This is a genomic window from Rhodococcus sp. I2R, assembly GCF_020889545.1.
Classification (GTDB): domain Bacteria; phylum Actinomycetota; class Actinomycetes; order Mycobacteriales; family Mycobacteriaceae; genus Rhodococcoides.
The window spans coordinates 116885-142113 of record NZ_JAHUTG010000002.1 but is presented as its reverse complement, the minus strand read 5'-3'; the positions used below and the strand labels follow the sequence as shown (position 1 = coordinate 142113).

General features: G+C 63.5%; 27 protein-coding genes. 7 read left to right on the top strand and 20 right to left on the bottom strand.

Features of this window, described 5'->3' with window-relative positions; translation table 11 throughout:
• Window positions 1–144: 144 nt before the first annotated feature.
• On the top strand, window positions 145–915 hold the full coding sequence (locus KVY23_RS02315; RefSeq protein ID WP_230555154.1) for a TetR/AcrR family transcriptional regulator: 771 nt from the start codon (window positions 145–147) through the stop codon (window positions 913–915).
• Entirely contained in the window at window positions 912–2063 is a 1152-nt protein-coding gene (locus KVY23_RS02310) for a DUF4873 domain-containing protein (RefSeq protein ID WP_230555153.1), read from the top strand. The genes KVY23_RS02315 and KVY23_RS02310 overlap by 4 nt, the downstream gene beginning before the upstream one ends.
• On the opposite strand, the gene KVY23_RS02305 is transcribed toward KVY23_RS02310, so the two are convergent.
• The 13 genes from KVY23_RS02305 to KVY23_RS02245 form a co-directional block, all read right to left on the bottom strand.
• A complete protein-coding gene (locus tag KVY23_RS02305; protein WP_230555152.1) occupies window positions 2045–2578 on the bottom strand; it encodes a hypothetical protein in 534 nt (177 codons plus the stop codon). The genes KVY23_RS02310 and KVY23_RS02305 overlap by 19 nt on opposite strands.
• 14 nt (window positions 2579–2592) lie before the next feature.
• Window positions 2593–3537: an MlaD family protein gene (locus tag KVY23_RS02300; RefSeq protein WP_230555151.1), complete on the bottom strand. Its 945-nt coding sequence runs from the start codon at window positions 3535–3537 to the stop codon at window positions 2593–2595.
• Window positions 3534–4556, bottom strand: a complete 1023-nt coding sequence (locus tag KVY23_RS02295; protein WP_230555150.1) for an MlaD family protein — start codon at window positions 4554–4556, stop codon at window positions 3534–3536. Before KVY23_RS02295 ends, KVY23_RS02300 begins: the two co-directional genes overlap by 4 nt.
• 26 nt (window positions 4557–4582) lie before the next feature.
• Entirely contained in the window at window positions 4583–5689 is a 1107-nt protein-coding gene (locus tag KVY23_RS02290) for an MCE family protein (protein ID WP_230555149.1), read from the bottom strand.
• Window positions 5689–6702 carry an MlaD family protein gene (locus KVY23_RS02285; RefSeq protein ID WP_230555148.1) on the bottom strand — a complete coding sequence of 338 codons (1014 nt, stop codon included), beginning with the start codon at window positions 6700–6702 and terminating at the stop codon, window positions 5689–5691. The genes KVY23_RS02290 and KVY23_RS02285 overlap by 1 nt, the downstream gene beginning before the upstream one ends.
• Window positions 6699–7703, bottom strand: a complete 1005-nt coding sequence (locus KVY23_RS02280) for an MlaD family protein (protein ID WP_230555147.1) — start codon at window positions 7701–7703, stop codon at window positions 6699–6701. Before KVY23_RS02280 ends, KVY23_RS02285 begins: the two co-directional genes overlap by 4 nt.
• Window positions 7700–7948: a hypothetical protein gene (locus KVY23_RS02275; protein ID WP_230555146.1), complete on the bottom strand. Its 249-nt coding sequence runs from the start codon at window positions 7946–7948 to the stop codon at window positions 7700–7702. The genes KVY23_RS02280 and KVY23_RS02275 overlap by 4 nt, the downstream gene beginning before the upstream one ends.
• Window positions 7949–7952: 4 nt before the next feature.
• Entirely contained in the window at window positions 7953–8744 is a 792-nt protein-coding gene (locus tag KVY23_RS02270) for an MlaD family protein (protein ID WP_230555145.1), read from the bottom strand.
• A gap of 4 nt (window positions 8745–8748) precedes the next feature.
• Window positions 8749–9621, bottom strand: a complete 873-nt coding sequence (locus KVY23_RS02265) for an ABC transporter permease (protein ID WP_075839155.1) — start codon at window positions 9619–9621, stop codon at window positions 8749–8751.
• Between the two features lie 6 nt (window positions 9622–9627).
• Window positions 9628–10443 (bottom strand): ABC transporter permease, encoded by an 816-nt coding sequence (locus KVY23_RS02260; protein WP_206509959.1) that lies wholly within the window; start codon window positions 10441–10443, stop codon window positions 9628–9630.
• Window positions 10444–10596: 153 nt separating this feature from the next.
• Window positions 10597–11331 carry an HNH endonuclease signature motif containing protein gene (locus tag KVY23_RS02255; RefSeq protein ID WP_230555144.1) on the bottom strand — a complete coding sequence of 245 codons (735 nt, stop codon included), beginning with the start codon at window positions 11329–11331 and terminating at the stop codon, window positions 10597–10599.
• A 118-nt stretch (window positions 11332–11449) separates the two neighbouring features.
• On the bottom strand, window positions 11450–12853 hold the full coding sequence (gene lpdA, locus KVY23_RS02250) for a dihydrolipoyl dehydrogenase (protein ID WP_206509270.1): 1404 nt from the start codon (window positions 12851–12853) through the stop codon (window positions 11450–11452).
• Between the two features lie 50 nt (window positions 12854–12903).
• Window positions 12904–13863 carry a dipeptidase gene (locus KVY23_RS02245; protein WP_230555143.1) on the bottom strand — a complete coding sequence of 320 codons (960 nt, stop codon included), beginning with the start codon at window positions 13861–13863 and terminating at the stop codon, window positions 12904–12906.
• A gap of 58 nt (window positions 13864–13921) precedes the next feature.
• On the opposite strand from KVY23_RS02245, the gene KVY23_RS02240 reads away from it, so the two are divergent.
• Window positions 13922–15949: a prolyl oligopeptidase family protein gene (locus tag KVY23_RS02240; protein WP_230555142.1), complete on the top strand. Its 2028-nt coding sequence runs from the start codon at window positions 13922–13924 to the stop codon at window positions 15947–15949.
• Here the strand turns inward: KVY23_RS02240 and KVY23_RS02235 are convergent.
• From KVY23_RS02235 to KVY23_RS02225, 3 genes are all read right to left on the bottom strand, one after another.
• Complete coding sequence (locus KVY23_RS02235) at window positions 15946–16782, bottom strand: alpha/beta fold hydrolase (protein ID WP_230555141.1); 837 nt, start codon at window positions 16780–16782, stop codon at window positions 15946–15948. The two genes, KVY23_RS02240 and KVY23_RS02235, sit on opposite strands and share 4 nt — an antisense overlap.
• A gap of 707 nt (window positions 16783–17489) precedes the next feature.
• Window positions 17490–18392 carry a polyphosphate kinase 2 gene (gene ppk2, locus KVY23_RS02230; protein ID WP_230555140.1) on the bottom strand — a complete coding sequence of 301 codons (903 nt, stop codon included), beginning with the start codon at window positions 18390–18392 and terminating at the stop codon, window positions 17490–17492.
• A 128-nt stretch (window positions 18393–18520) separates the two neighbouring features.
• Complete coding sequence (locus KVY23_RS02225) at window positions 18521–18658, bottom strand: hypothetical protein (protein ID WP_230555139.1); 138 nt, start codon at window positions 18656–18658, stop codon at window positions 18521–18523.
• Between the two features lie 210 nt (window positions 18659–18868).
• Here KVY23_RS02225 and KVY23_RS02220 point away from each other — a divergent pair, with 210 nt between their 5' ends.
• Window positions 18869–19072, top strand: coding sequence for a PspC domain-containing protein (locus KVY23_RS02220; RefSeq protein ID WP_075839150.1), 204 nt, complete (start codon window positions 18869–18871; stop codon window positions 19070–19072).
• Between the two features lie 14 nt (window positions 19073–19086).
• Here the strand turns inward: KVY23_RS02220 and KVY23_RS02215 are convergent, their stop codons facing one another.
• Both KVY23_RS02215 and KVY23_RS02210 read right to left on the bottom strand, forming a co-directional pair.
• Window positions 19087–20481 (bottom strand): glucose-6-phosphate dehydrogenase (NADP(+)), encoded by a 1395-nt coding sequence (locus KVY23_RS02215; RefSeq protein ID WP_374108682.1) that lies wholly within the window; start codon window positions 20479–20481, stop codon window positions 19087–19089.
• A 142-nt stretch (window positions 20482–20623) separates the two neighbouring features.
• Window positions 20624–21196, bottom strand: a complete 573-nt coding sequence (locus tag KVY23_RS02210) for an isochorismatase family protein (protein ID WP_230555137.1) — start codon at window positions 21194–21196, stop codon at window positions 20624–20626.
• A 22-nt stretch (window positions 21197–21218) separates the two neighbouring features.
• Between KVY23_RS02210 and KVY23_RS02205 the strand changes: the two genes are divergently transcribed.
• Together KVY23_RS02205 and KVY23_RS02200 are read left to right on the top strand one after the other, a co-directional pair.
• Window positions 21219–21488 (top strand): MOSC N-terminal beta barrel domain-containing protein, encoded by a 270-nt coding sequence (locus tag KVY23_RS02205; RefSeq protein ID WP_230555136.1) that lies wholly within the window; start codon window positions 21219–21221, stop codon window positions 21486–21488.
• A gap of 2 nt (window positions 21489–21490) precedes the next feature.
• On the top strand, window positions 21491–22030 hold the full coding sequence (locus tag KVY23_RS02200; protein WP_230555135.1) for an MOSC domain-containing protein: 540 nt from the start codon (window positions 21491–21493) through the stop codon (window positions 22028–22030).
• 72 nt (window positions 22031–22102) lie between these two features.
• On the opposite strand, the gene KVY23_RS02195 is transcribed toward KVY23_RS02200, so the two are convergent.
• Both KVY23_RS02195 and aspA read right to left on the bottom strand, forming a co-directional pair.
• The gene (locus tag KVY23_RS02195) at window positions 22103–22960 is read right to left on the bottom strand and encodes an asparaginase (RefSeq protein ID WP_230555134.1); all 858 of its coding nucleotides are present in this window, start codon (window positions 22958–22960) and stop codon (window positions 22103–22105) included.
• Window positions 22961–22993: 33 nt separating this feature from the next.
• Window positions 22994–24433 carry an aspartate ammonia-lyase gene (gene aspA / locus KVY23_RS02190; RefSeq protein WP_230555133.1) on the bottom strand — a complete coding sequence of 480 codons (1440 nt, stop codon included), beginning with the start codon at window positions 24431–24433 and terminating at the stop codon, window positions 22994–22996.
• A 92-nt stretch (window positions 24434–24525) separates the two neighbouring features.
• Between aspA and KVY23_RS02185 the strand changes: the two genes are divergently transcribed.
• Window positions 24526–25221, top strand: coding sequence for a FadR/GntR family transcriptional regulator (locus tag KVY23_RS02185; RefSeq protein WP_230555132.1), 696 nt, complete (start codon window positions 24526–24528; stop codon window positions 25219–25221).
• The last annotated feature ends 8 nt before the right edge of the window (window positions 25222–25229 follow it).

Below are 25229 nucleotides of genomic sequence, written 5' to 3'. Positions count from 1 at the left end.
AGATCCCCCTCGTGATCGCCGATGTGCTGCACCGAAATCCCCCAATTCCCGAACCACAAACTACCGACAACGCCCGAAGAACGCACCGACCGGTACCCGAAACCCGCGGTAGCCAGTACCAGCGGTAATGGGTACTATCGAAGTGTGGTTCAGGTCACCGAGCATGTCAACCCCAACAACCATGCCGAGTCGTCTCTACCGCGGGTCGACGCCCGCAGCGAGAGATGGCGCGAACACCGACTCGCGGTGCGCCAGAGCTTTGTCGAAGCCGCACTCACCGCCATCGAGCAGTTCGGCCCAGATGTCAGCATGGGCGATATCGCGAAATCTGCGGGTGCCTCCAAGCCCAAACTCTATCGACACTTCGCCGCCAAGACCGACCTGTACGCGGCCATCGTCGATCACGTACAGAACATGCTGTGGGACCGAATACTGCTCAGCGTGAACCTCTTCGAGGATTCGGTATCAGCTCTCGTCGAACAGGGAACGGGCGAGTACGCAGTCATCGTGGCCGAACACCCCAACCTGTTCCGATTTCTGGTGCACAGTCATTTCACCCAGCGCGCGACCGACAGGCATGCGAGACCGGACCCGACGCTCGCGTCCGCGCGCCTGGCCGCGAGTCGGCTTGCGCATCTGTTCGCAGATGCCACCAGCGCACGAGAATTGGACGGCGCGGCAGTCGAAATGGTGTCCTATTCCGCGTTCGGTGCCGTCGCCTCGGCTACCGACTGGTGGCTGGGCGACTCGGCACACTCCGAACCGGCAATGCCCATCGACACCTTCACTGCCTATGTCGCCTCGTTGATACGTGGCCTGATGAACTCCTCGTGCGCACTCGCAGGCGTCACCGTGGACACTGACCAACCCATGCACACCGCGTTCTCGCGAACAGAAGGAGAGCAGCACTTGTGAGCGATCTGTCGGGAAAGCCCGATTTTCGAGGCGACGCGAGGCTGACCTTCGCGACGCCTCCGGCTCGGTTCGACGTCGAAGTCGATCTGCGGGGGCATTCACAGCCCATCGACGGACGCTACCGGTGGTACGGGCGAATCCGACCGCACGACGAGTTGGATGCGTTCATGGCGGAATGCGGCGGGCGCAACCGTTCGGGCACTCTGCGAACCGAGTCCGGCGAGGGCGCTGTCACCGTAAGCGAAGTCGATTTCTGGGGTCGGTACCGGCTTCAGGGTGCCGGAATGCCGCCCTACCCCGTCGATGGCGACAGCGGCGAGACCGACGCTGGAACAGCTCCCGTCTCGGACGCAGCCGATGCCCTGGACCGAGCAGTTGCGCTGATGGAACCCGACGCCCGCGCATCTGTCGAGCTGTCCCGCGGTTACGCGGAGCTGCTCGGAGGCACCCCGGCTCCGTCTCCCACCGCAGCGAGCCGAGCGATGAACAACCGCGTCGTGGCTTCCATCTACGAAAAGCTCTGGCGCCCTGCCGGGGTCGCGATGATGGGCCTCGGCGGGCTGTCGATGACGGCCGAGCGCGACAAAGCCGTCGCCGATCTGCGACTGTCCGGCGATACGACCGTCCTCGATGTAGCCTCCGGACCGGGCAATTTCACCAAGCATCTGTCCACCCATCTGTCCGGAGACGGCGTCGCGCTCGGTTTCGACATCTCCGAGCCGATGATTCTGCGTGCCGTCCGCGACAATCGTGGCCCGCACGCCGCTTACGCCCGCGGAGATGCTCGAGCACTCCCGTTCGCCGACGGCACATTCGACGCCGTGTGCTGCTACGCCGCGCTCTACCTGGTCCCCGAACCCTTCGCCGTGACACAGGAACTCCTGCGAGTCCTACGTCCGGGAGGCCGAATCGCGATCATGACGAGCTATGGCCGCGAAACCGCGCCGGTGCGGAGGTTGCTGCGGGCCGGCTCGAGGCGGATCGGAGTCGCGATGTTCGACAGAGACACCTTTCCGTCCATCTTCGCGAGCGCCGGGATGGCAGAGATCGAACAGGAGATCCGAGGGCTGGCGCAGTTCGTCAGTGCAACCAAACCCGCAACCGAACCTGCAACCGAACCCGCGACCGGTCAGGCCTTCGGTCCGTAGTCGCTGACGGTCCACAACCCGTCCTGATCGGTCACCGTCACGGTGAGCAGGTTCGGAACCGCACCGGCATCGGGCTGCTGCACGTTCTGCGTGCTCTGCTGCGCGAACACCGTCACTTTGTATTCGCCTCCACCTTCGGAATCGACTGCGGCGGAAAGCACTTCACCGGTCGCGACCACTTGCGATTCGGTCATGATGGTCGTCAGCGCATCGCGCACACCGTCGTACCGATCACGCAAGCCCTGCGAGGCCCCTTCGTCGACACCCTCGAAGAAGGCGTCGAGATCGCGATAGTCGTACGTCAGCGACCGCGCAGCGTAATCGGTAGCGGTGTTGATTGCGATCTGCCGATCTCGCTCCTGAGCCTGCGCCGAAGCGAGGTCGCTCGCCGCGGCGCGCCACAGAAATCCGAATACGACGGCCAGCACCACAGCGACGAGCGCGATGATTCCCAGCAGCAGCGGCGGCCGCGTGCGAGCGGTGGGGGTGGCTTCGGTTGGTGTCTCGACGGTCATGAGGGGTGCTCCGTTCAGTTCGGTATCTCCACCGAGAGCTTGGCCGGCCCTCCGGGCGGAAACACGGTGTTCAGCACGTCGACGATCGAACCTGCGTCGAAGCGTAGGGGTTTGATGGGCTCGGTGTACGGCTTCAGCAGTGCGGCGATCAGCGCCATGTCCGGGGTGACCGGGGTGAGATAGCCGTCGATCTTCTCGACGAGAGGACCGAGCGGGGAAACCCAGACATCCGAGGCCACGTAGGAGAACTTGTTGAAGGACTCGAGCAGTTCGGCCACTCCGGCGCCCGTTGCGCCGACCTTGGGAGCGGATTCGGTCAGCACCGGTCCGTAGCCGTATCCGTCGCGCCCCACCTGCTGGGCGTTGTCGTACAGGTTCTCGATCTCGGTGCTCTTGTCGCGCAGCGTGGCCGCCAGATAGCCGAAGGTTTCGACGAGTCGATCGATATCGCTGTCACGACCCTCGACCGCCTCGGTCGCGGTCGCGGCGAGCGAGGTCAGCGCGTTCGCGTCCAGTTGCGCGGCGAGTGCGTCACCCATCGCGAGTGCCTCGCTCACCGTTGCTGCCGCGATGACACGATCCGATTCGATCACGTCGCCGTCGGTGAGATACGGGCCGCCGGCGGTCCGTGGACGAATATCGATGTATTGCTCTCCTGCCGCAGACAGGTTGGCGATGTACACATCGGAGTCGACCGCTACGGGATGCCCGGCATCGAGGGCGATACGAGCCTCCAAACCTCCGGGCGTGACCGAGATTCGCTCGACGGATCCGACGTGCATACCGCGTGAGGTCACCGCCGAGGAATCCATCAATCCACCCGAGGTATCCATGCGGACGGTCACGTGGTGCGTCGTTCGCCGCGGATCCATGTCGAGCACCCCGACGGTCAGGTACCCGACTCCGGCAAGGGTCAGAACCACGAGCGCGACGAGGGAAAGCGCTGTCGACGGCTTCACTTGACTATCCCTATCCCACGGAGGATTCCGATCATCTCGTCGGCTCGCGCGACTGCGCCCTGATCCGCCGACACCGAACGCACGGCCACATTCGGGACCGATTGGAAGTACGGGACGAGCCGATCGCGCAGCAGCGCGTTGACTTTCTCCACGTTCATCGGAACGGTCGAATCTGCGCTGCCGATGGTGACCAGGGCGGGCGCGAGGATACCGATGGCATCGCTGAGCTCCTCGTACGGTGGACCCAGCACGTCGCCGATGTTCTCGGACATGTAGCCGAGCGCGAAAATGAGGTTGACGACGCTGAAGAGCACCTCCGACAGTCCACCTGCCCGCTGCGGCCCGACGGTGAGAATGCGATCGACGCCGGCCTGACGCTCGACGATGGAGTTGGACACTCCCTCTGCCGCAGCGAGTATCCGGTCGATCTCAGCGGTGTTGTCGGCGATATCGGTCAGTGCCGCCCGCGCTGCCGTGTTGACCGTGTCGAAGTCTCGAGGATCGGAGGGCACAGCGGCATTGACGTTGCCGACCGCCTCCTGTAGTTGCACGTAGTGGCCTCCGGTCACCACGTTGGACAGACCGCGCAGGACGTCCTCGACGTTGTCGGCTGGTTTCGTTCGCGCGAGGGGAATGACGTCCCCGTCCCGAAGTAGATCGGTGTCGCTGTCGGAACCTGCGTCAGAACCTGTTTCGGGACCCGGGGGCGGCAGCAACGATATGTAGATTTCTCCGAGGATCGTCGATTGCCTGAGTTCAGCGACGGTGTTCTTCGGCAGACGCACCGCGGCAGCGAGATCCACCGTCGCCACCGCCGTGGTTCCCACCAACTCCACCGTGTCCAGAATTCCCGCGTCAACGCCACCGACGACTACCTTGGCCTTGCTCGGTAGGTTCAGCACACTTGCGAATTCGATGTCGATCGAATAACTCTCACCCGAGACGTAGCTGCCCGGGACGGGTAGCTCCACCGCCTCGACACTGCATCCGGCGAGCACCGCCACGGAGCACACGGCCACGCAGCACACCGCGGCTGCCACGCGCCTCATCGCCAGCCTGCCGATCCGAGAATCAGCTGCACGAGTCCGACATCGATGACATCGCCTCGCTGTTGGTCCGCCGAGCAGGTCGGCGAGTACATGTTCAGGAGAGCACACACCTCGTTCGGCGAGTTGGTGTCTATCTCGAATTGCGGTGGACGGTAGATCAATCGGCCACTTCGCAGATCACTGTCGTACATCGTCATCAGGTTTTCGCTGACGCTCGGAACCTGTTCGAGAATGTCCTTGATGTCACCGACCCGCCCGAGTGCGACTTCGACGATCGGCATCAGCTGATCGAGCGCGCCGTAGACCTTCTCGTCGTACTTCTCGATGGTGCGAGTGAGCGGGGGTAGGAAGTCGACGGTCAGCAGCACCGCGCTCGCGAACTCCTGGGTGAACTCCGAGAGTGTGATCATCCCGGCCGTAAGGTTGTCGAGTAGCTTCGCGACGGCGGGCCAGCTCACCGCGAACGTCTCGATGAGCCCGTCGAGGTTGTCGATCAGCCGCCGTACGGTCGTATCGCGGTCTGCAGGCTCGCCCACCAGCTCCGCCAGCTGCTCGAGCGCAGCATTCAGCTGGGCGCCCGAACCCTGAAAGGAGCCATCCACTGCGCGTAGCGTATCGCCGAGGACCTCGGCGTGCTGTCCGTCCTCATCGGGCGGCCCCAGCAGATCCGAGGCGAGTTGCTCCACTGCATCGAGCGTTTCACTGATTCCGAGCGGAGTTCTCGTCCGCTCCAGCGGGATGCAACTCGCACGGTCGAAGCTCGGCCCACCTGTGTACGGCCGAGTGAATTCGACGCGCCGGTCGGTGACGATCGAGCCCGACAGCGTCACTGCCCCGACATCGGCGGGCAACGTGACGGTGTCGTCGACGTCCATGGTGACCACCACCGAGGTGTCCGCGCTTTCGATCCGGGTCACCGTGCCGACCTCGACGCCGAGCATCGTCACCGAATTGCCCTCGTATAGACCGACAGTGTCCGTGAATTCGGCGCAGACGCTGGACGTGCGTGTGCGTATGTCCATCACACCGGTCGCCGAGGCTGCCGTCCCGGCTACGGCCACGATCGTCAGCACCGACAGCGCGGTGACGATACTTCGTCTCATCAGCACGGCCCTCCCGGCACCGGGATACAAATCCCTAGATCGGTGACAGTGCTCTGTGATTGGTCGATCACAGGGCCTTCACCTCCGGCGAGCAGCGAAGCTAGCTGGTCCGAACTCTCTTTCATCAGGGTGATCGCGCCATCGAAATCGCCGAGCCGGGCGAAGAGCTTCTGCGTGATTTCTTCCAATTGCACGATCGACGGCTCCAGCCCTTCCTCGAATGCCATGACCGGCCGGTGGAACAGCAGAAACAGTCGCCCCAGAAGGTTGAACGCCCGGACCACATCGTCACGTTTGTTGCCGAATCCCTCGGTCAGCGTCCCGAGTTGACGTACCAGTTCGGTGAGCATCAATCGGTCTGCGGCCAGCGCCCCGACGTATTCGTCGGACACCGTCAGGCCACGCTCGAGCTGGTCCGACCGTTGCGCGATCACGTCGGTCAGCGAGGTGAGGTCGTCCACGATCGCCCGCGTCGACTCGGGCTGTGCACTCAGCGCAAGGTCGACTTCCGCGACGGTTCGACGCAAGGTGTCGCCGTCGATATCGCGCACCAGCGGCGTTGCCGTCTCGATCACCTCGGACAACTCGTAGGGAACCCGTGTACGTTCGCGCGGGATGTTCGCCGAGCCGAGTTCGGAATCACCCACCGGATCGAGCATGATGTAGTGCCCGCCGATAGGTGTCAACAACTTCACGGTCAACGTGGATGCATCGCCGACGAAAACATCGCTGCGAACACCGAATTCGATATCGACGTGATCGGCAGCGAGTTCTACCGAGCGCACCGAACCGACGCCGATACCCGCGATGCGCACCTCGTCCCCGGGTCGCATTCCCGCCGCGGACGCGAAGTCGGCGGTGTAGGTGCGTTCACCGAACGGCATCGCGTAGAGCGCCCCCGCAACCAGCACGAACACGAGGGTGACGGCCACCCCGACCGTGCCCCAGAACAAGTGCGCCTTGTTCTCCGACTGTTCGTCGCGGACACCCTTGCGCACTACACGCCCGATCATCGGCACACCACCAGCTTCTGATTGCCCAGCACTATCTGTCCGATTCCAGGAATCTCCTGACTTCCGCGACTGCACGAGTACGTCTGTGCACCCGGCTCGGGAATGCTGCTGTTCAATCCGGTCAGCAATCCAGGTGTCAGAGCGAGGATTTCGGTGACCTGTTCGGTCTGTGGCAGCGAGCGCCGCAACAGTCCGTCGATGGGCATGTACCCCTCGTCGTAGGCGTCGCGCAGCTGCTCAGCGATCCCGACCAGCGGCCCGAGTCCGTAGTTGGCGTGATCCAGCGCGCCGAGCACCCCTTCCATCTGAGTACTGAGCCGCGATACCAGACTGGTCAGTTGCTCGATGAGATCGGCAACGGCCGCCGACTTTCCACCGATCGTCGTCGAGATCTGACCGAGATTGTCGATGAGCAGTCCGATGATCGCCTCGCGCTGGACAGCGAAGTCGGCGATGCGGTCGATATCTCGCACGACAGGGGCAAGACCACTGCCGTCGCCCTGGACCATCCGGAGTATGTTCTCCGCGAACAGATTGACCTCCGCCGTATCGAGTGTGTCGAAGATCGGTTGGAAGCCCCGGAACAGCTCGGAGATGTCGAACGACGGAATCGTCTGCTCTCGCGCAATCGTCTCCCCTGCAGAGAGTGTCGGTCCCGGTTCGGTTGTCTGAACCAACTCGACGTACCGCTGCCCGAGCAGGTTTTGGTACCGAACAGCGGCCTGGGTGGTGGCGAACACCGGCCGACCGTCGGATATCGAGAAGGACACATGTGCGATCGCCCCGTCCAGATCCACCCCCGTGACCTTGCCGATCTGCACCCCGGACATTCGGACATCGTCGCCGACGTAGAGCCCTGACACGTCGTCGAACTCGGCCGCGTACGACGAGGTGGGGCCGGGCACCGGCGTGCGCAGAGCAGTCACGATCACCACCGCACACAGACCCGTGACCACGAAGAACACCGCCAACTTGGTCAGTGTCGCAGCGACTTTGATCATCGTCGCTGCCCTTCGGCGACGTATGCGGCCACCGGCCCGGCCATGTTCGGCATGGTCCGCACGATGACGTCGAGCTGAAGTTGCGGTGATCCGTCGACCAGCGGGAACGCGTCAGAGATTCCGTCGATCACGTCGGGAACGCGCTCGTAGCTCGGCGCGAGCGTACCGAGCGAGGCAGTGATGGGGACCAGCAGATCCAGCACCGTGGACAACAGCGTCGTCAAATCGGCATTGCTGGTTTTCAACAGGTCACCGATCGGTATGAGCAGGCGGTTGCTGAGTCCGTCGATCGCCCGGAGCGTCCGGGTTCGATCCTCCTCGGCTTCGAAGTAGGCGCTCTTGTCGACGACACCGGTGATCAGATCGAGCAGCGGCGGGACGAGATCGTCGAGTCCGTCCCCCATTTCGGCCCCCCCGGTGCAGCTTCCAGGCGGTGGTGTCGATCTGGTTGTCCGCCAACATCTGCATGGTGTCGAAGTAGGGCTCGAGGTTCCGGCTGGTGTCGACGGAGGTGTCGGCCAGGCGATCCAGCAGATCCTGGACCTGATCGGAGTCGAGCACCTCGGTCAGTTCGGCCACCCGCCGGAACACTCCGGTGACTGTGGCTCCGCGCGCACCCGGGCCGATCGTGAGCGTGGCACCGTCGGCCAGCGGGCTGCCGGTGCCGTCGGACACCAATTCCACCGCGGTGGAACCGAACACGTTGGAGGAGGAGAACTGGGCCTGCATCGTGTCGGTCAGTTCACCGGCCTGGCGCGGATCGATCTTCAGCTCCAGCTTCTGTCGGTCGAACCCGACGGTGTCTATCTCGGAGACTGTGCCGATCGCGACGCCCCGAAACTTCACGTCGGCACCCGCTGTGAGTCCGTCGCCGACGGCGGATGCGTCGATCGTGAGATCGAATGTCGGATCGAATATTCCGCGCGCATACGCGGTGAGCACGGCCGCGATCACCACGATCAGAGCCGCGACGACGATCCCCCTCGATCTCAGGGTGGCGCGGCCGGCCGAGCGGCCGGAAAGATCCTCGAAGACAGCCATTCCCCTACCCCGAAATCCTGATGCCGGAATCGAAGCCCCACAGAACGAGCGTCAAGATCATGTCCAGGATCACCACGGCGATGAGACTGGCGCGGATAGCCCGACCCGACGCCCGGCCGACCCCTTCGGGACCGCCGGTGGCGTAGTACCCCTGATAGCCGTGGACGAGGATGATCGTCACCACGAAGACCGCCGCCTTCAGCAGCGAATACAGCACGTCGATGGGCTGAAGGAATGCGCTGAAATAGTGGTCGTACGTTCCCGCCGACTGTCCACTCACCACGCTCACCACGACTGCGCAGGAGACATAGCTGAGAATGAGCGTCAGCAGGTACAGCGGAACTATCGTCACCAATCCCGCAATGACGCGCGTGGTGACGACGAAGGGGATCGGTTGTATCCCCTGCGCTTCGAGAGCGTCGATCTCCTCCGAGATCCGCATGGCTCCGATCTCGGCGGTCATTCTGCAGCCTGCCTGGGCGGCGAATCCGATGGCCGCGATCATCGGAGCCAACTCGCGGGTGCTCGCGTAGGCGGAGACGAATCCGGTCAGTGGTTCCATCCCGACCGTGCCCAGTGAGTTGTAGCCCTCGATACCGATCGAGGCGCCGACGGCCACACCCAGTACGACGAGTACCGACACCGTCCCGCCCCCGACGATCAGCCGGCCGTTGCCCCAGATCATGTCGGTGAGAATCAACGTCGTCTGACGCTGATACGACCGCACGGTGTGCGGAATCGCGCCCAGAACCTTCAGACAGAATGTCAGTTGATGCCCGAGCATCTCGAGCAGGTCACCGGGGATACGTGCTACCCGGCGCACCCCGCGAGTGAGCCTGGCCGTGCCGGGCAACGTGTAGGTCGATGGAGTCGCCATGGCCGGTCAGCCCAGCTTCTGGGGCATGAACATCGCGACCAGTTGCGTGATGACGACGTTGACCGTGAACGCCGCGACGACGCCGAGTACGACTGCCGCGTTGACGGCATTGGCCACCCCGCGCGGGCCGTGCGTCGCGCCAAGCCCCCGGTGGCAGGCGATGATGACGACGATGACGCCGAATATCTGGGTCTTGACCAGCGCGACGACGAGGTCACCGACCGAGGCGAACGATGCGAACGAACTGATGTAGCTGCCAGGTGTGCCCGCCTGGAACGCGACGTTGATCGCATATCCCGAGGCCAGGCCCATGAAGATGACGAGGATGCACAGGAAGGGGGCGACGATGAGGATCGCAGCCAACCGCGGTACGACGAGCCGACGAACCGGATCGATACCCATCGTGCGCAGGGCGTCGATTTCGTCGCGGATGGTGCGCGCGCCGAGATCGGCCGCGATCGCTGCTCCGGCGGCACCGCCCAGCAGAAGTGCGGAGACGATCGGTGCGCCCTGGCGGATCACGCCCAAACCGCCGGCTGCGCCTGCGATGGAGGTGGCGCCGATCTGGTTGGTGAGACTGCCGACCTGGACAGAGACGATGACGCCGAACGGAATGGAGACGAGTACCGCGGGAACGACGGTAACGGTGACCACGAACCACGCCTGATCGACGGTGTCTCGCCACGGGTGCCGCAGTGCCACGATGTCGCGGAACAGATGCAGGAACGCCGCCGCACCGAGTTCGAGCGTCTGCCCGAACACACGCAGACCACCGAGAACACCACCGCTGATACGCGCCGGGACCGAGGTCCGCATCGACATGCCTGCCACAACCATCCCCTTCTGCCGCGCCCCTCGTGCGGCGTAGGGGAAGCTATCAGCTCGAACGAACCGATTTGTACGTTCGCGCCCGATCAGGGCTTATGAATCCTCACAGATATCCGATCCACTGTTGGGATCATCGGTTTCCGCAGGTCAAGGTCCCTTTTCAGATGTCGGATTTGGCCCGTTTTCCGCCGGATAGATGTACTCGTTCGGGTGGTGAAAATGGTTGACCCGTCCGCGGCGAGCGGGATCGAGCGTGACCGGGGGATGCCAGAGAGTGCGCCCCGCGTACCGATGACCCGAACCCGCCTTGGTCGTCGCCCAATCGCGCTCCCGCGGCCCGATCAACCGATGATGCACATCGCACCCGAAGGTCAACGCTTCGATATCGGTGCCACCACCGTCGGCCCACTCGTCGATGTGGTGATGATGCTCCTCGTCGAGGACTCCGTCGTCAGCGGCGGCGGCAGTCCGCGGCAACACCGGATCCAGGCGCTCACCGGCCACCGCGGTACGTTCGCCGAATTGCTCCGATAGCCGCAACCGTTGACCAGCCCGCGTCGGCGACAGATTCAGCAACGTGGCCAGCGACTGCTTCGCCGGTCCCTCGATCACCTCCAACCCGTTCTGCGCCAACAGATCTGCAATCCAGGTATGCGAGAGACCGAACAGCGACCGGCTCACCGCCTCGCACCGCACCAACAGCGCCCGCCGGTCTGCATTCGACGCGCCCACCGTCTGGATACGCCCCAGCACCTCCACCTGTTCCTCGAGCGCGGCCACAACCCGCTCCAGAAACGCGGACTCGATCGTCAGCCCAGCCGCATGCCCCGAGACTGCATCAGCCGTCTCGGTCACTCCTGCAACGCCATCCCCCGAAAGCATGCAGTCAACACTAACCGACCCACCGACAAAAACTCGAACACCAGTTCGATGTCGATAGCGAAAAAAAGCGGCGGCAACCACCGAGGTGGTCACCGCCGCCGAAACGGGTGCAGGATCGTCAGAAGTTGATCATGTGCCCTGCGAGGCCGTGGATGGCTTCCTGCAAGGCCTCCGACAGCGTCGGGTGCGTGTGCACGTTGCGGGCCAACTCGTTGACGGTGAGATCCCACTTCTGCGCGAGGGTGAGCTCGGGCAACAGCTCCGACACATCGGGTCCGATGAGATGGCCACCGATGAGCTCGCCGTACTTGGCGTCCGCGATCAGCTTGACGAACCCGGTGGCGTCGCCGAGACCGTGCGCCTTTCCGTTGGCCGCGAACGGGAAGGTTGCCACCTTGATATCGCGGCCCTCGTCCTTGGCTTGCTGCTCGGTCAGACCGAAGCTCGCAACCTGCGGCTGGCAGAACGTCGCACGAGGCATCATGCGGTAATCGTCGATCGGCATGGTCTCGGCACCGGCGATGGTCTCCGCGGCGACGACGCCCATTGCTTCGGCGACGTGCGCGAGCTGCAGCTTGGCCGTAACGTCACCGACGGCGTAGATGTGCGGGACGTTGGTCTGCATCGTGTTGGTGATGCCGATGGCGCCGCGGTCGGTGAGCTCGACGCCCGTCGTCTCGAGGCCGAAGCCTTCGACACGCGGTGCGAAGCCGACGGACTGCATGACCTTGTCGACGGTGACCGTCTCGGTCTCGCCCGACTTGTTGTTCTTGATCGCGACGGTGACCTTGGAGCCGTCGTCGTCGATGCTCTGTACGGCGGCGCCGGTCATGACCTTGACGCCGAGCTTCTTGTACTGCTTCTCGATTTCCTTCGAGATGTCCGCGTCCTCGTTGGGAAGCGCGCGGTCGAGGAACTCGACAATGGTGACGTCGACACCGTAGTTCTTCAGGACATAGCCGAACTCCATGCCGATTGCGCCTGCACCGACGATGAGGATCGATCCGGGTAGCTCCCGGGTCATGATCTGCTCTTCGTAGGTGACGACGTTCTTGCTCAGCTCGGTGCCCGGAAGCAGCTTGGTGGTGCTACCCGTCGAGATGATCGCGTTGTCGAAGGTGAGCGTCTCGGTGCCGCCCTTGCTGAGCTCGACCTCGATGGTGTTGGCGTCGGTGAACGTGCCCGTCCCGTCGTACTCGGGGATCTTGTTCTTCTTCATCAAGAAGTGAATGCCCTTGACGCGGCCGTCGGCAACCTTGCGGCTGCGATCGAACGCTGCGCCGAAGTCGAAGGACGCCTCACCCGAGATGCCGAAGAGCTTCGCCTCTTTGGTGAACAGGTGCGCCAGCTCGGCATTGCGGAGGAGAGCCTTCGAGGGAATGCAGCCGACGTTCAGGCACACACCACCCCAATACTTCTTCTCGATGATGGCGGTGCTCAGCCCGAGTTGTGCCGCGCGGATAGCAGCGACATAACCACCGGGACCGGCTCCGAGGACAACGACGTCATAGTGTGAGGTCACGTTGACCCAGGGTAGTCGCGTGCCCGGACACTGTCTCGCGATGGTCCGTCTTACCCGCCGGTAGCCTCCGCGATCCGGTTCACCCGCCGAAAGTTGCCGCCGTGAATCGCCGCGATCGCATCGCCGTCGAACCCTCGATCGGACAGCACGGACGGCAACGTAGCGACATCTTCCGGCGGCACCCACTGCAGCGGGCCATAGCGTGTGTATTCCTCCGAAAATGCCTCCGGGTGCGCGGCGAGTTCGGCGTTGAAATCCTCATGATCGAACGAATAGTCCGAGCCGATACCGACATGTTCGATTCCGAGCAACTCGACCCCGTATTCGATGTGGTCGGCCATGGCCCGCACCCGCGCGTCGGCGTCCGTCGCGCCGTTGACACCGAGAAAGATTCCCACACCGTTGACGCCTACGACGCCGCCCGTGCGCGCGCATTCACGAGCCTGCTCATCGGTGATGTTGCGCGGATGCTGCCATAGCGCAGCGAAGTTGGAGTGGCTGAAGATCATCGGCGCCTTCGTCGTCGATGCAAGATCGAGGCCCGTACGGACCGAGCAGTGCGAACCGTCGACGAGCATTCCCACGCGGTTCATCTCCGCGACGAGGTCTCGTCCATAGGCCGTCAGCCCGGTGTCGTCGGTGTCGAGGCACCCGCACCCGGCTGCGTTCGCGAAGTTGTAGGTGGGCAGCATCGACCTCACGCCCAAGCCGTGGAAGTACTCGACGTTCGCCAGATCACCCTCGACCGGCCCCGAGTCCTCCAGGTCGAAAGCGAGCGTGATCGAGTCGTCGTTCGGATTGTCGTTCGGATTGTCGTCGACCATCCTGAATCGCCCGTCGGCAATCGCCTTTCGGCGGAAATCCGCACACATGGCGGTGGCCTCCGCATTGGAATGCGGCGAGTAGCCCACATTGACAGACACGTGACTACCCGACGGGTAGCGAGCCAGCTCCGAGATGTTCGCCGACGGCAACAACGGCAGGCAGCAATGCTGTTCCCACAACTTCACTTCCCGCCCCCTCTATCCGGTCATCTCGGCACAGTACCCGCGAGGGTAGAAATAGTGCATGAGTAATACCGGCGATCCGTACCTGTGGCTCGAAGAGGTCACCGACGACCGTGCCCTCGACTGGGTCCGCACCCGCAATGCTGCTACCACTGCGGAACTGGCTGGCGACGAGTTCGACGACATCGAATCCCGCATCCGGGAGGTACTCGACACCGACGCGCGTATCCCCTACGCCCGTCGGCGCGGTGAGTATCTCTACAACTTCTGGCGCGACGCCTCACACGTTCGCGGCCTGTGGCGCCGCACCACGATGGACGAGTACCGCAAGGACTCGCCGGAGTGGGATGTACTCCTCGACCTCGACGTGATCGCCGCGGCCGAGGGCGAGAACTGGGTGTGGAGCGGCGCTCAGGTATTGCGGCCGGCTCAGGAGACTGCGTTGGTCACGCTCTCCCGCGGCGGCGCCGACGCCACCGTGGTGCGCGAGTTCGATCTCACCAAGCGCACCTTCCGCGCCCCTGCCGACGGCGGCTTCCACGTCCCCGAGGCCAAGACCGACATCGGTTACGCAGGCCCGGACGCCGTCTACATCGGAACGGATTTCGGCGAAGGGTCACTCACCGATTCCGGCTACCCACGTATCGCCAAACGGTGGCAGCGCGGCACCCCACTGTCGGAGGCGGCGGTGGTCTACGAGGGGGAGACCGGCGATATCTCGATCTCCGCGTGGCACGACCGCACCCCCGGGTTCGAACGCGACTTCGTCCAGCGCGCCACCGACTTCTACAACGCCGAGTTGTATTTCCTCGACGGCGACGCACTCACCCTGGTCGAGACCCCGACCGACGCGACCACATCGGTCAACCGGCAGTGGCTGCTCGTCCGGACGATGACGGAGTGGGCCGTCGGCGAGAAGACCTATCCGGCAGGAGCGCTCCTCGCCACCGACTTCGATCGTTTCATGGCAGGTGAGCGGGAGATCACGGTGTTGTTCGAGCCCGACGCACACCGCTCGCTACATCAGTTCGCGTGGACCGAGAACCACTTACTCGTCGTCACACTCGTCGATGTCAAGACCGAACTCCGAGTTCTCACACCGAGTTCCGATGCCTGGAGCGACCAGCCTCTCACCGGCCTGCCCGAACTCACCTCCATCGAAATCGTCGGAACGGACTCGGAGGAAAACGGCGACGAGTACTTCCTCTCCTCCAGCGGCTACCTGACTCCGGCGACCCTCCTGTTCGGCACGGTCGGTGGCGAGGTCGAGGCACTCAAGCAGGCCCCCGCATTCTTCGACACCGACGGGCTCACCGTCACACAGCATTTCGCTACGTCGGACGACGGCACGGCGATCCCCTACTTCGTCGTGAGCCAGGAGAACTCCACTCCCGGCCCCACCCTGATGTACGGCTACGGCGGCTTCGAGATCTCACTGACCCCGTCGTACAGCGGGGCGACCGGGCTCGCGTGGCTCGAGCGCGGCGGAACCTACGTCGTCGCGAACATCCGCGGCGGCGGAGAATACGGGCCGGAGTGGCACACACAGGTACTCCGAGCCGGACGGCACAGGGTGCACGAGGATTTCGCGGCTGTGGCTCGTGACCTCGTCGCTCGCGGGATCACCACCGCCGAGCAGTTGGGCGCTCAGGGTGGCAGCAACGGCGGCCTGCTCATGGGAATCATGGCCACCAAGTACCCCGAACTGTTCGGTGCGCTCGTCTGCCAGGTGCCGTTGCTGGACATGAGGCGCTATCACCTGCTGCTGGCTGGAGCTTCGTGGGTGGCGGAGTACGGCGACCCCGACGACCCGAACGAATGGGAGTTCATCGCGAAGTACTCGCCGTACCAGAACATCGTGGGCCCTGAGGAGCGGAGGTATCCGCCGATCCTGATCACGACCTCCACTCGGGACGATCGAGTCCATCCCGGCCACGCACGCAAGATGGCAGCGCGGCTCGAGGAAGTCGGTCAGGACGTCCGCTACTTCGAGAACATCGAGGGAGGGCACGGCGGGGCGGCCGACAATGCGCAGCTGGCCTTCAAGTCAGCGCTGGCCTTCCAGTTTCTTCGGCAGAAGCTCGGCTAGCGTTTGAACCAGGTCTCGATCTCGTCGACGACCGCTTTCGGCATCCGCACCCAGTCGTTGTGGCCTCGGGGCTCGTCGAGATGTCGGGTGGTGATGTCGGCGCGGGGAAACTTCTTCAGCAGATTCTGCATCGATGCCTTCGGCGCGAGATCGTCGCCGGCGAGGGTGATGGCCAGTATCGGTAGCTTCAGTCTGGCGATGCGCTCCTCGTAGTCCATGTCTGCACCGACCGGCTCGATCTTGCCCGAGCGAGCGAACCGGGACCAGTCGTCGATAAGTACCTTGGATTGCCGTCCGAAACCGCCGATATCGATGCGATCGCCGGGCCAGAATCCTGCGATGCTGCTGGTCAACGACATCGCAGCCGCACCGACGAACAGGGATGCGCCACGTGCGACACCGAAACCACGATGGTACGGCGAACCGGACGCCACCAGAATCAGTCCGCCCAGGCGTCCACGAATCCGCGAAGCATAGAGCGAGGCCAGCTGGCCGCCCATGCTGTGACCCAGTGCGTATGGCGTCGCGTCGGGAAAATTCTCGCGAACCACCTCGAAGACTGCGGGAAAATCGACCGAGACCAGTTCCTGGTAGCCGTAAGCGCTGGAACTGCTGGGGCGGGGCCTGCTGTCGCCCTGGCCGCGGAGTTCGGCAATCGCGATGTGGAAGCCGCGCTCATTGAGGGATTTCGCCAACAACTGGTAGTAGCCGGCGGGGATGCCTAGCCCGGGGAACACGACGATCACCGGAATGTCCGACCTCGGCTCCGCCGATTCGAAGAGCGAGACCGGAACGGTGGTCCCGTCGGGCATCTGAATGGGAACGGTCTGCACCAGGCAAAGACTAGGACGTTTGCTGCGGCGCCGGGCACCAGGCCCACCGCCGCCTCCCCGGACGGCACCGGCCGCAACCGAAAAGTTCGGATGCGGCCGGTGTCGACAACGTGGTATTTATACCTCCGGGGCGTCCGCGCTTCCCGAAAAGAGCATCGCGAGGAGGGCGAGGATATTGGTGTCGAGTTCACTGGAAGAAAACATGGGCGTAACTCCTTGTGAGATTGCGGTCGATTGCCACTGGCAATTGCAGTGAAAAGAGTGGATCAATCACTGCCGCTTCATTGATATCAAACCGAAATACGCCCTGGCTATAGTTAGCCCAATAAAAGACCGATTGCTCCTATCGAACAAATAAACAAGAAACTTGCTTTGTGCCTCAGAAAACAAGCGATTCACCGCGGCCCCCGACGCCGCGGGTGAATCGTCGGATCAGGAAGCGCTGCCGGAGGTGAATGCACCGACGATCTGGTCGACGATCGCGTCGACGAGGCCGTCTAGAACGCCGGAAACGATGTCACTGAACAACTCGGCTGCAGAACCCATGAAATCTCCTCAGTTGTGGAAGTGAGCCGATCGGAACACGGCCCACGTTCGTTCATACCTCATGAGTCACCGAGATGACGTGCGGCCCGTTGAATAGCAGGTTAAACATTGTGTGGGAAAAATTCGGAATAACAGTTCAATTGCCGGACAATCAAGAGATACTACTCGCCGATCACGTCAATTGCCCGCCCCACGAGCAACGGGTCGGTTTCTCCCACAATTTCGGGGTCCTTGTTGGTGTAATCGAATTTGTTGAGTACAAAGCGCATCGCGTTGATGCGGGCGCGCTTCTTGTCGTTGCTCTTGACGATCGTCCACGGCGCTACCTCGGTATCGGTGGCCCGAAAGTTCTCTTCTTTGGCGGCGGTGTAGGCGTCCCACTTGTCGAGGGACGCCAGATCCATCGGCGACAACTTCCACTGCCGCACCGGATCGACCTGACGGATCGCAAAGCGGGTTCTCTGCTCGAGTTGCGAGACCGAGAACCAGAATTTGGTGAGGCTGATTCCGTCGTCGACAAGCATTTGTTCGAACAGGGGCGCCTGTCGAACGAAATGCGCGTGCTGCTCGTCGGTGCAGAACCCCATCACCCGCTCCACCCCCGCCCTGTTGTACCAGGAGCGGTCGAATAGCACGATTTCCCCAGCGGCAGGCAGGTGCTGGATATAACGCTGAAAATACCATTCAGTCGATTCCCGCTCCGACGGCTTCTCCAGTGCAACCACACGTGCACCTCGCGGATTCATGTGCTCGGTGAATCTTTTGATCGTGCCACCCTTACCCGCAGCGTCACGGCCCTCGAAGACGACCACGTGACGGCGACCGGTTTCCTTGGTCCACATCTGGAGCTTGAGGAGTTCGATCTGTAGTAGGCGCTTCTGCATTTCGTACTCTTCGCGCGACATCCGCTCCTGGTAGGGGTAGCCCTCGCGCCAGGTGTCGACGATGTGGCCATCCGACGCCCTGAGCAGGATGGGATCATCGTCGTCACTGTCGTCGACGACGAAGCCTGCCGTGTCCGTGAGGTCGACAGAGGTACCCAGGAAAACAGATTCGTGCGTCATGAACCGAAGTTAGCGCCGAGGGGGAACCAGTTGGTGACGATCCGGTGAACGCTGGATGCCCCGACACAGCCGAAGGCCCTCCGCGGCACGGCGTGAACCGAGCTGGGGAGGGCCTTCGAGTGCGTGCTCTAGCTGGAGCCGAAGCTTCCGGTGCTGTCAGCGGACAGCGAGTCGAGCAGCCCGTCCAGCACGCCGTCCAGGAGGCCGTCGAAGAGGCCGCCGAGGAGGTCTCCAGTGATGATGTCGCCAATGAGATCGAGAAACATGGGGGGTGTCCCTTCCAACTACAGTTGTCACGCCGATTTGTCAGGCCGAACGTTATCGGCACGGCGACATGGCAATCCACGATTCAACCAAAAAAGTCCATACGACTGTTACCACCGGATTTACCTGCCAGCCGCGACTTTTCGTATCAGGGTAGAAACCAGGGTTTGTCCCGATGTGCCGACCCGTGTCGGACCAGCACACTCTCTTCCATGACATTCACAGACTCGCCCAAAGAATTCGTTCGTTCCGATACCGAGAAGATCGTCGCCGGTGTATGCGGTGGCGTCGCAGACTACTTCGACATCGACGTCAACCTCGTCCGCGTTCTCACCGTGATCGGCGCCGTCATCTCGTTCGGAACCGTAGCCCTCGTCTACCTCGCAGCATGGATGCTGATGCCCCTGCGTGGGTGATACCCGTGCACGGGTCAGCGCACCAACCATCCGCAGGGGGCAGCGAGCTTGTCGGCCCCCTGCGGTCCCATCGATCCCGGTTCGTATGACTGGACCTCGGGTGGGTCGTTCAGCAACGGCGCGGCAACCTCCCACACCCGCGCGAGCCCGTCCGGCCTGGTGAAAAGCGAACGGTCCCCGCTCAACACGTCGAGAATCAGTCTCGAATACGGCGACAGGGGCTCGGCGTCGGGCACGGACCGCAGCGGTAGGGACAGGTGACCGACCGACAGGTCGAAAGCCGGGCCAGGCTCCTTCACCGTCATCGCGACGTCGATCTCGCCGTTCCCGGACAGATCGAACGAGAGCACCGTTCCGTCATGCGGGAGATCGGTGAGCGGGCTGCTCGTAGGCTTGCGGAACACGAGCGAGACGCGCTGTGCGCCCACGCCCAACATCTTGCCGGTGCGCAGCAGAAAAGGGACGCCGCGCCACCGGTCGGTGTCGACCCACAGCTTGGCGGCGACGAAGGTATCGACGATCGAGTTTTCAGCCACCCCGTCCACGTCACGGTAGCCGTCGTACTGGCCCAGAACCACCTCGGAGGTATCGATGGGGCGGAAGCACCCGATGACCGTTTCGCGCGCCGACTGCAGATCATCGGCACCCAGCGAGGCAGGCGTTTCCATCGCTATCTCCGCGGCCACCTGGAAAAGGTGCGTGACGAGCATGTCCAGCACGGCACCGGTTGCGTCGTAGAACTCGGCTCGGTCGTCGATGTCGAGGGTCTCGGGCACATCGATCTGCACCTGCTCGATGTGCTCGGCGTTCCAGATGCCGCTGATCATTCCGTTCGCGAAACGCAGCACATGCAGGTTCTGTGTCGCTTCCTTTCCGAGGAAGTGGTCGATGCGATAGACCTGCTTCTCGTCGAGCACGTCGTGCACCACTCTGTCGAGCTCCTCGAACGCGTTCTGCGACGTGCCGAACGGCTTCTCGTACACCACCCGGGCACCGTCGGCGAGCCCGTGCGCACCGAGAGCTGTGGTGTATTCGACGAAGGTGCTCGGCGGAAGCGCGAGATAGTGCACGAGCTGGGCGTCGCCGATCTCCTTGCGACCCGCCTCGACCACACCGGGGAGATCACCCGCGTCCTCGGGAGTGAAGCCGTTTCCGGCGAACCGGAGTCGCTCTGCGAACCCGTCCCACTTTTCGTCACCGAGATCGGAACCGAAATCCTCGATCGACGACTGCACGTGATCACGAAACTCGTCGTCGGAGGTCTGGTGTCGGCCGTTGCCGATCAGCAGCCACTTCTCCGGGAGTAGTCCTTCGACGAAGAGTTGATAGAACGACGGCAGGACCATCCGCTTCGCGAGGTCACCGGTAGCGCCGAACAGAACGAAGATCGTGGGTTGCAGAGTCGCCATGAAATCCATCATGCACCGCCCCGCCGTTGCCCGTGGCTACAGTCGGAGTGATGGAAAGGTGACGGTTCCACGGTGAGATATTCGGGATCGGCAGCACCCCCACCGCACCCTCGGTCACCTCGATCACCACGACGATCGACGCCTAGATCAGCGTGGCTCCGGCCGCCCGCAACTCGCTCAGCGACGCGTCCGAGGACTCCGCCGCCACCCCCGCGACCATGGCGGTGAGGATCCGCACGTTCAGGCCCAGAGACAACGCGTCGAGACCCGAGGCCTTGACGCAGAAGTCCGTCGCGAGCCCGACGAGGTCGATATCGGTCACCTCGTTGCGACGGAGCACCTCCGGCAAAGTGATCCCCTCGTCGGTGATGCCCTGAAACGCCGAATACGACGGCTTTCCCTGCCCCTTGTAGACGTGCACGTCTACCGCGCCGGTGACGTAGTCCGGGTGATACTCGGCGCCCTTCGTACCGGCGACGCAGTGCACCGGCCATGTCGTGTCGAAGTCGGGCGCCTCGTCGACGGCGAAGTGGCCACCGTTGTCGTTGTCACCGTCGTGCCAGTCACGTGAAGAAACAACGAGGTCGTACTCGTCGCCTTCCTTTGCCAGCAGCACGCTGACCTTGCGCGCGACCTCGCCGCCGCCCTCTATCCCGAGCGCGCCGCCCTCGGTGAAATCGTTCTGTACATCGACTACCAGAAGTGCACGTGTCATGGGTCCCAGTATCCTCGCCTCTGTGAGCGCGACGGTATCGGAACTCGTGTGCTATCCGATCAAGGGATGCGCCGGGCGTTCACTGCGCACGGCGCGGATGACCTCGAGGGGAATCGAGCACGATCGTGCCTTCATGATCGTCGACGAGAACCGGAGCTTCCGCAGCCAACGGAGCGACCCCGTTTTGGCGTTGATCCGCCCGAACATCGACGGTGACAAGATCACGCTCGAGCATCCCGAGTTCGGCATGGTGTCCGCGCACATCGACCTCCGTTCCGACGCCGAGGAGTGACGATGTTCCGGCGACCGCTGCGCGGGATCGATCAGGGCGAGGACGTCGCAGCGTGGTTGAGCAAGCTCATCGGTGAGCACTCTCGGCTGGTGGCGGTACCCCCAGAGTTCGACCGCGTCACCGACGGCCACGTGCCCGGAACCGCAGGGTTCGCAGACAGCTCGGCGGTGCACATTCTCTCGGACACGACATTGGACGCACTGAATTCCAGGCTGGGGCATGCACTTCCGATGAACCGCTTTCGGCCGAACATCGTCGTCACCGGCTGGGAGTCACCGCACACCGAGGATCTGGTGCGTGAGATCGCCGTCGGCGACAGCGTGCTGGCCTACACCAAACTCGCGATCTGCTGCCCGGTGACCACCGTCGAGCAGAGCCGAGGTGAGCGCGACGGGCCGGAACCTTTGAAGATCCTGGCGACATACCGCACAGCCCGACAGAAAGGTGTCGCCTTCGGAGCCAAGTTCTCAGTTGTCCAGGAAGGCACGCTCTCGGTCGGAGATGAGGTCAATGTGGAGACCTGGGGCGCGTCGGAACTGTAGGGACCCGTGTCTGGCGCTCCACAATCTTCGAATTCTTCCGGGATTCCGTCAAAATCGAAAGGTTGAGGAGCGTCAGACACCCCCTGCGATCTGCACCGCCAACGCAATTCGCGCCTGGCCCGCCCTCAGCAACGGCGAGAACACCGCACCCGCCTGCACGAGATCGGCTCCGCCTCCGCCGCCGCCATAGGTGGGGCCAATCGGCCCCATCGGCACCCGGGTGGTCACGACAACGGGAACACTGCACTCGCGCACCGCTGCCACGACCTGGGCATTGGTATTGCCGGACCCTGTTGCTTCGAGCACGATTCCCTGCGCACCCGCAGTGACGTACGCGTCGATCGCCACCGAGTCCGCTCCCGGATACAGCGCGACGATATCGACCCGGACACCGGCGATGCGCACACGCGGCACGACGCGTCGAGGCTCGGCTGCACTGACGAACGCATCCAGATTCGAGGTGTGCGCCTTGCCGAGGCCTCTGGCCTGCAGAATTCTTCCGCCGAACGCCACCAGTACACCGCGTCCGCGATTGCCTCCGTCGCGGACAGCTTCCACCGCCGCGCTCACGTTCGCAGGCCCGTCGGGCTCCGGGTGATCAGAGGTGCGCTGCGCTCCGGTGAACACCACGGGACGCGGATCGTCGTGGAAAAGGTCGACGAGCAAAGCGGACTCTTCCATCGTGTCGGTGCCGTGCAGGACGACGACGCCCGAGCACGCTGGGTCTGCGAGCGCATTCGACACAGAGTCGACGATGCGGTCCATGTCCGCGAAATCGAATGTCGAGCTGTCCTTGGACATCACCTCCCGAACCTCGATGTCGGAGGCGAATTCCAGGGGCATCGGCCCGCTCCCTGGGCGACTGATTCCTTGGGCGTCGCGGCTACTGGCGATGGTTCCGCCTGTGGTCAGAATTACGATGTGGGACAAGTGATCTCCCCTGCCGTTGTCGGGATCGTCGAGCTACCGCGTCGAGGTTTCGGGGGCGTCGGCATGCTCGGTGGGAGCGACCCTGAGGTTGGCGAGATGCTCGGGGCTGAGCAACCGGTCGAGTTCGACGCGGCCGAGCAGCTCCTTCTCGAGTACCAGATCGACGACATTGCGCCCGGTCAGCAGTGCTTCCTTGGCTATCGCCGTGGACTCGACATACCCCAGGTGTGGGCTGAGCGCGGTGACGAGGCCGATCGAGTTTTCGACACGCTCGCGGAGTAGGTCGACGTTGGCGGTGATGCCGTCCACGCACCGGCTCGCAACGGTGCGGCAGGCTGCACCGAGGTGGGCCATGCCGTCCGAGAGCGACTTGACGATGATGGGCTCGAATGCGTTGAGCTGCAGCTGCCCTGCTTCTGCCGCCATGGTGATGGTGACGTCGTGGCCGATCACCTCGTAGGCGACCTGGTTGAGTACCTCGGGGATGACGGGGTTGACCTTGCCCGGCATGATCGAGGAACCGGCCTGCACTGCTGGGAGGTTGATTTCGTTGAGCCCTGCGCGTGGGCCGGAAGACAGCAACCGGAGATCGTTGCAGATCTTGGACAGCTTGACTGCGACACGCTTGAGCACACCCGAGAGGTGAACGAACTGCCCGACGTCCTGCGTCGCCTCGATGAGGTCGGTGGCAGATACGAGCGGCAGACCGGTCTTGCGTCGCAGGTGTTCCACCGCCGACGCGGTGTACCCGACAGGGGCGTTCAGCCCGGTGCCGATAGCTGTTGCGCCGAGGTTGATTTCATGTACCAGCAGGGCTGCTTCGTCGAGGCGGCAGCAATCCTCGTCGATCATGATCGCGTAGGTGCCGAACTCCTGGCCCAGCGTCATCGGGACCGCGTCCTGCAGCTGCGTGCGCCCCATCTTCACGACGGTGGCGAACTCCCTCGCCTTGCGGCGGAAGGCGTCGCGCAGAATTTTCATCGATTCGATGAGTTCGTGCGCCGCGTAGATCGTCGCGATGTTGACGGCCGTCGGGTAGACATCGTTCGTCGACTGGCTGGCGTTGACGTGCTCGTTGGGGTGCAGGTGGCTGTACTCGCCGTGTTCGTAGCCGAGGATCTCGAGCGCACGGTTGGCGATGACCTCGTTGGCGTTCATGTTGGTGGACGTACCTGCGCCGCCCTGCACCACGTCGACGACGAATTGTTCGTGCCAGCGTCCGTCGAGGATCTCCTGGCATGCCCGACGAATGGCCTCGCTGCGGGTGGCGTCGAGGATGCCGAGTTCCTCGTTCGCCGATGCTGCAGCCCACTTGACTGCGGCCAGACCTCGGACGAGGTGGGCGTTGGTGGAGATGGGGCGTCCGGTGATCGGGAAGTTCTCCAGTGCGCGCAGGGTGTGAATACCCCAGTACGCGTCGTTGGGGATCTCGCGTTCGCCGAGAAGGTCCATCTCGACACGGGTATCGACCACGTTGCGCTCCTGTTTGTCTAGCTGTCCGGCTGTCTGACAGGTTCAGTGTGAGCCATGCACCGTCGCGAGTCAACCCGTGGCACCATGAGGCCATGGACCTGTCGGACAGCTGGGCGGTCAGTCAACCGACCGCAACGAGAATGAGCGCCGCCGAAGCCGTCTTCGCCGACATCCGCGACGCCATCGTCTCCGGTCGGATCGCAGTCGGCGAACGCCTTCCCGCCGAGGCCGCCCTGGCCACCCGCCACGGCGTCAGTCGATCCGTCGTCCGCGAGGCCCTACGCTCGTGCACCGCCCTCGGCCTGACCGAAACAAAAACGGGCAGAGGCACATTCGTGATCCGCGACCGCATCAACGCGGACCTCGACATCGGCAACTACGACGCCCGCGAGCTCATCGAAGCCCGGCCCCACGTCGAGATCCCATCGGCCGGCTGGGCCGCCGAACGACGCACCGACGACGAACTCCAAGAGCTCGAATCCCTCGCCGACCAGATGCGAATCGAGGACGACCACCGCGCCTGGGTACTACTCGACGGAAAGTTCCACACAGCAATCGCGCGGGCCAGCAAGAACCGCGTCTTCGAAGCCATCATCGTCGACATCCGCGGCGCGCTCACCCGTCAGTCGGAAACCCTCAACCTCGTCGCCCGACGCCAACGAGCATCCAACGCCGAGCACGACCGTATCGTCGCCGAGATACGCGCCGGCGACTACGACGCCGCCGCGAGGGCAATGGCCGACCACCTCGACGCCGTCCGCGGGGCCGTGGAATCCCTGCGGCGCTGAGGACATCC

Coding starts and splice junctions, on each gene's coding strand:
- KVY23_RS02305 (WP_230555152.1), bottom strand. CDS start 2,578: ATGACCGTCGAGACACCAACCGAAGCCACCCCCACCGCTCGCACGCGG.
- KVY23_RS02290 (WP_230555149.1), bottom strand. CDS start 5,689: ATGAGACGAAGTATCGTCACCGCGCTGTCGGTGCTGACGATCGTGGCC.
- KVY23_RS02285 (WP_230555148.1), bottom strand. CDS start 6,702: ATGATCGGGCGTGTAGTGCGCAAGGGTGTCCGCGACGAACAGTCGGAG.
- KVY23_RS02280 (WP_230555147.1), bottom strand. CDS start 7,703: ATGATCAAAGTCGCTGCGACACTGACCAAGTTGGCGGTGTTCTTCGTG.
- KVY23_RS02270 (WP_230555145.1), bottom strand. CDS start 8,744: ATGGCTGTCTTCGAGGATCTTTCCGGCCGCTCGGCCGGCCGCGCCACC.
- KVY23_RS02265 (WP_075839155.1), bottom strand. CDS start 9,621: ATGGCGACTCCATCGACCTACACGTTGCCCGGCACGGCCAGGCTCACT.
- KVY23_RS02260 (WP_206509959.1), bottom strand. CDS start 10,443: ATGTCGATGCGGACCTCGGTCCCGGCGCGTATCAGCGGTGGTGTTCTC.
- KVY23_RS02255 (WP_230555144.1), bottom strand. CDS start 11,331: ATGCTTTCGGGGGATGGCGTTGCAGGAGTGACCGAGACGGCTGATGCA.
- KVY23_RS02240 (WP_230555142.1), top strand. CDS start 13,922: ATGAGTAATACCGGCGATCCGTACCTGTGGCTCGAAGAGGTCACCGAC.
- ppk2 (WP_230555140.1), bottom strand. CDS start 18,392: ATGACGCACGAATCTGTTTTCCTGGGTACCTCTGTCGACCTCACGGAC.
- KVY23_RS02225 (WP_230555139.1), bottom strand. CDS start 18,658: ATGTTTCTCGATCTCATTGGCGACATCATCACTGGAGACCTCCTCGGC.
- KVY23_RS02220 (WP_075839150.1), top strand. CDS start 18,869: ATGACATTCACAGACTCGCCCAAAGAATTCGTTCGTTCCGATACCGAG.
- KVY23_RS02215 (WP_374108682.1), bottom strand. CDS start 20,481: ATGGCGACTCTGCAACCCACGATCTTCGTTCTGTTCGGCGCTACCGGT.
- KVY23_RS02210 (WP_230555137.1), bottom strand. CDS start 21,196: ATGACACGTGCACTTCTGGTAGTCGATGTACAGAACGATTTCACCGAG.
- KVY23_RS02200 (WP_230555135.1), top strand. CDS start 21,491: ATGTTCCGGCGACCGCTGCGCGGGATCGATCAGGGCGAGGACGTCGCA.
- KVY23_RS02185 (WP_230555132.1), top strand. CDS start 24,526: ATGGACCTGTCGGACAGCTGGGCGGTCAGTCAACCGACCGCAACGAGA.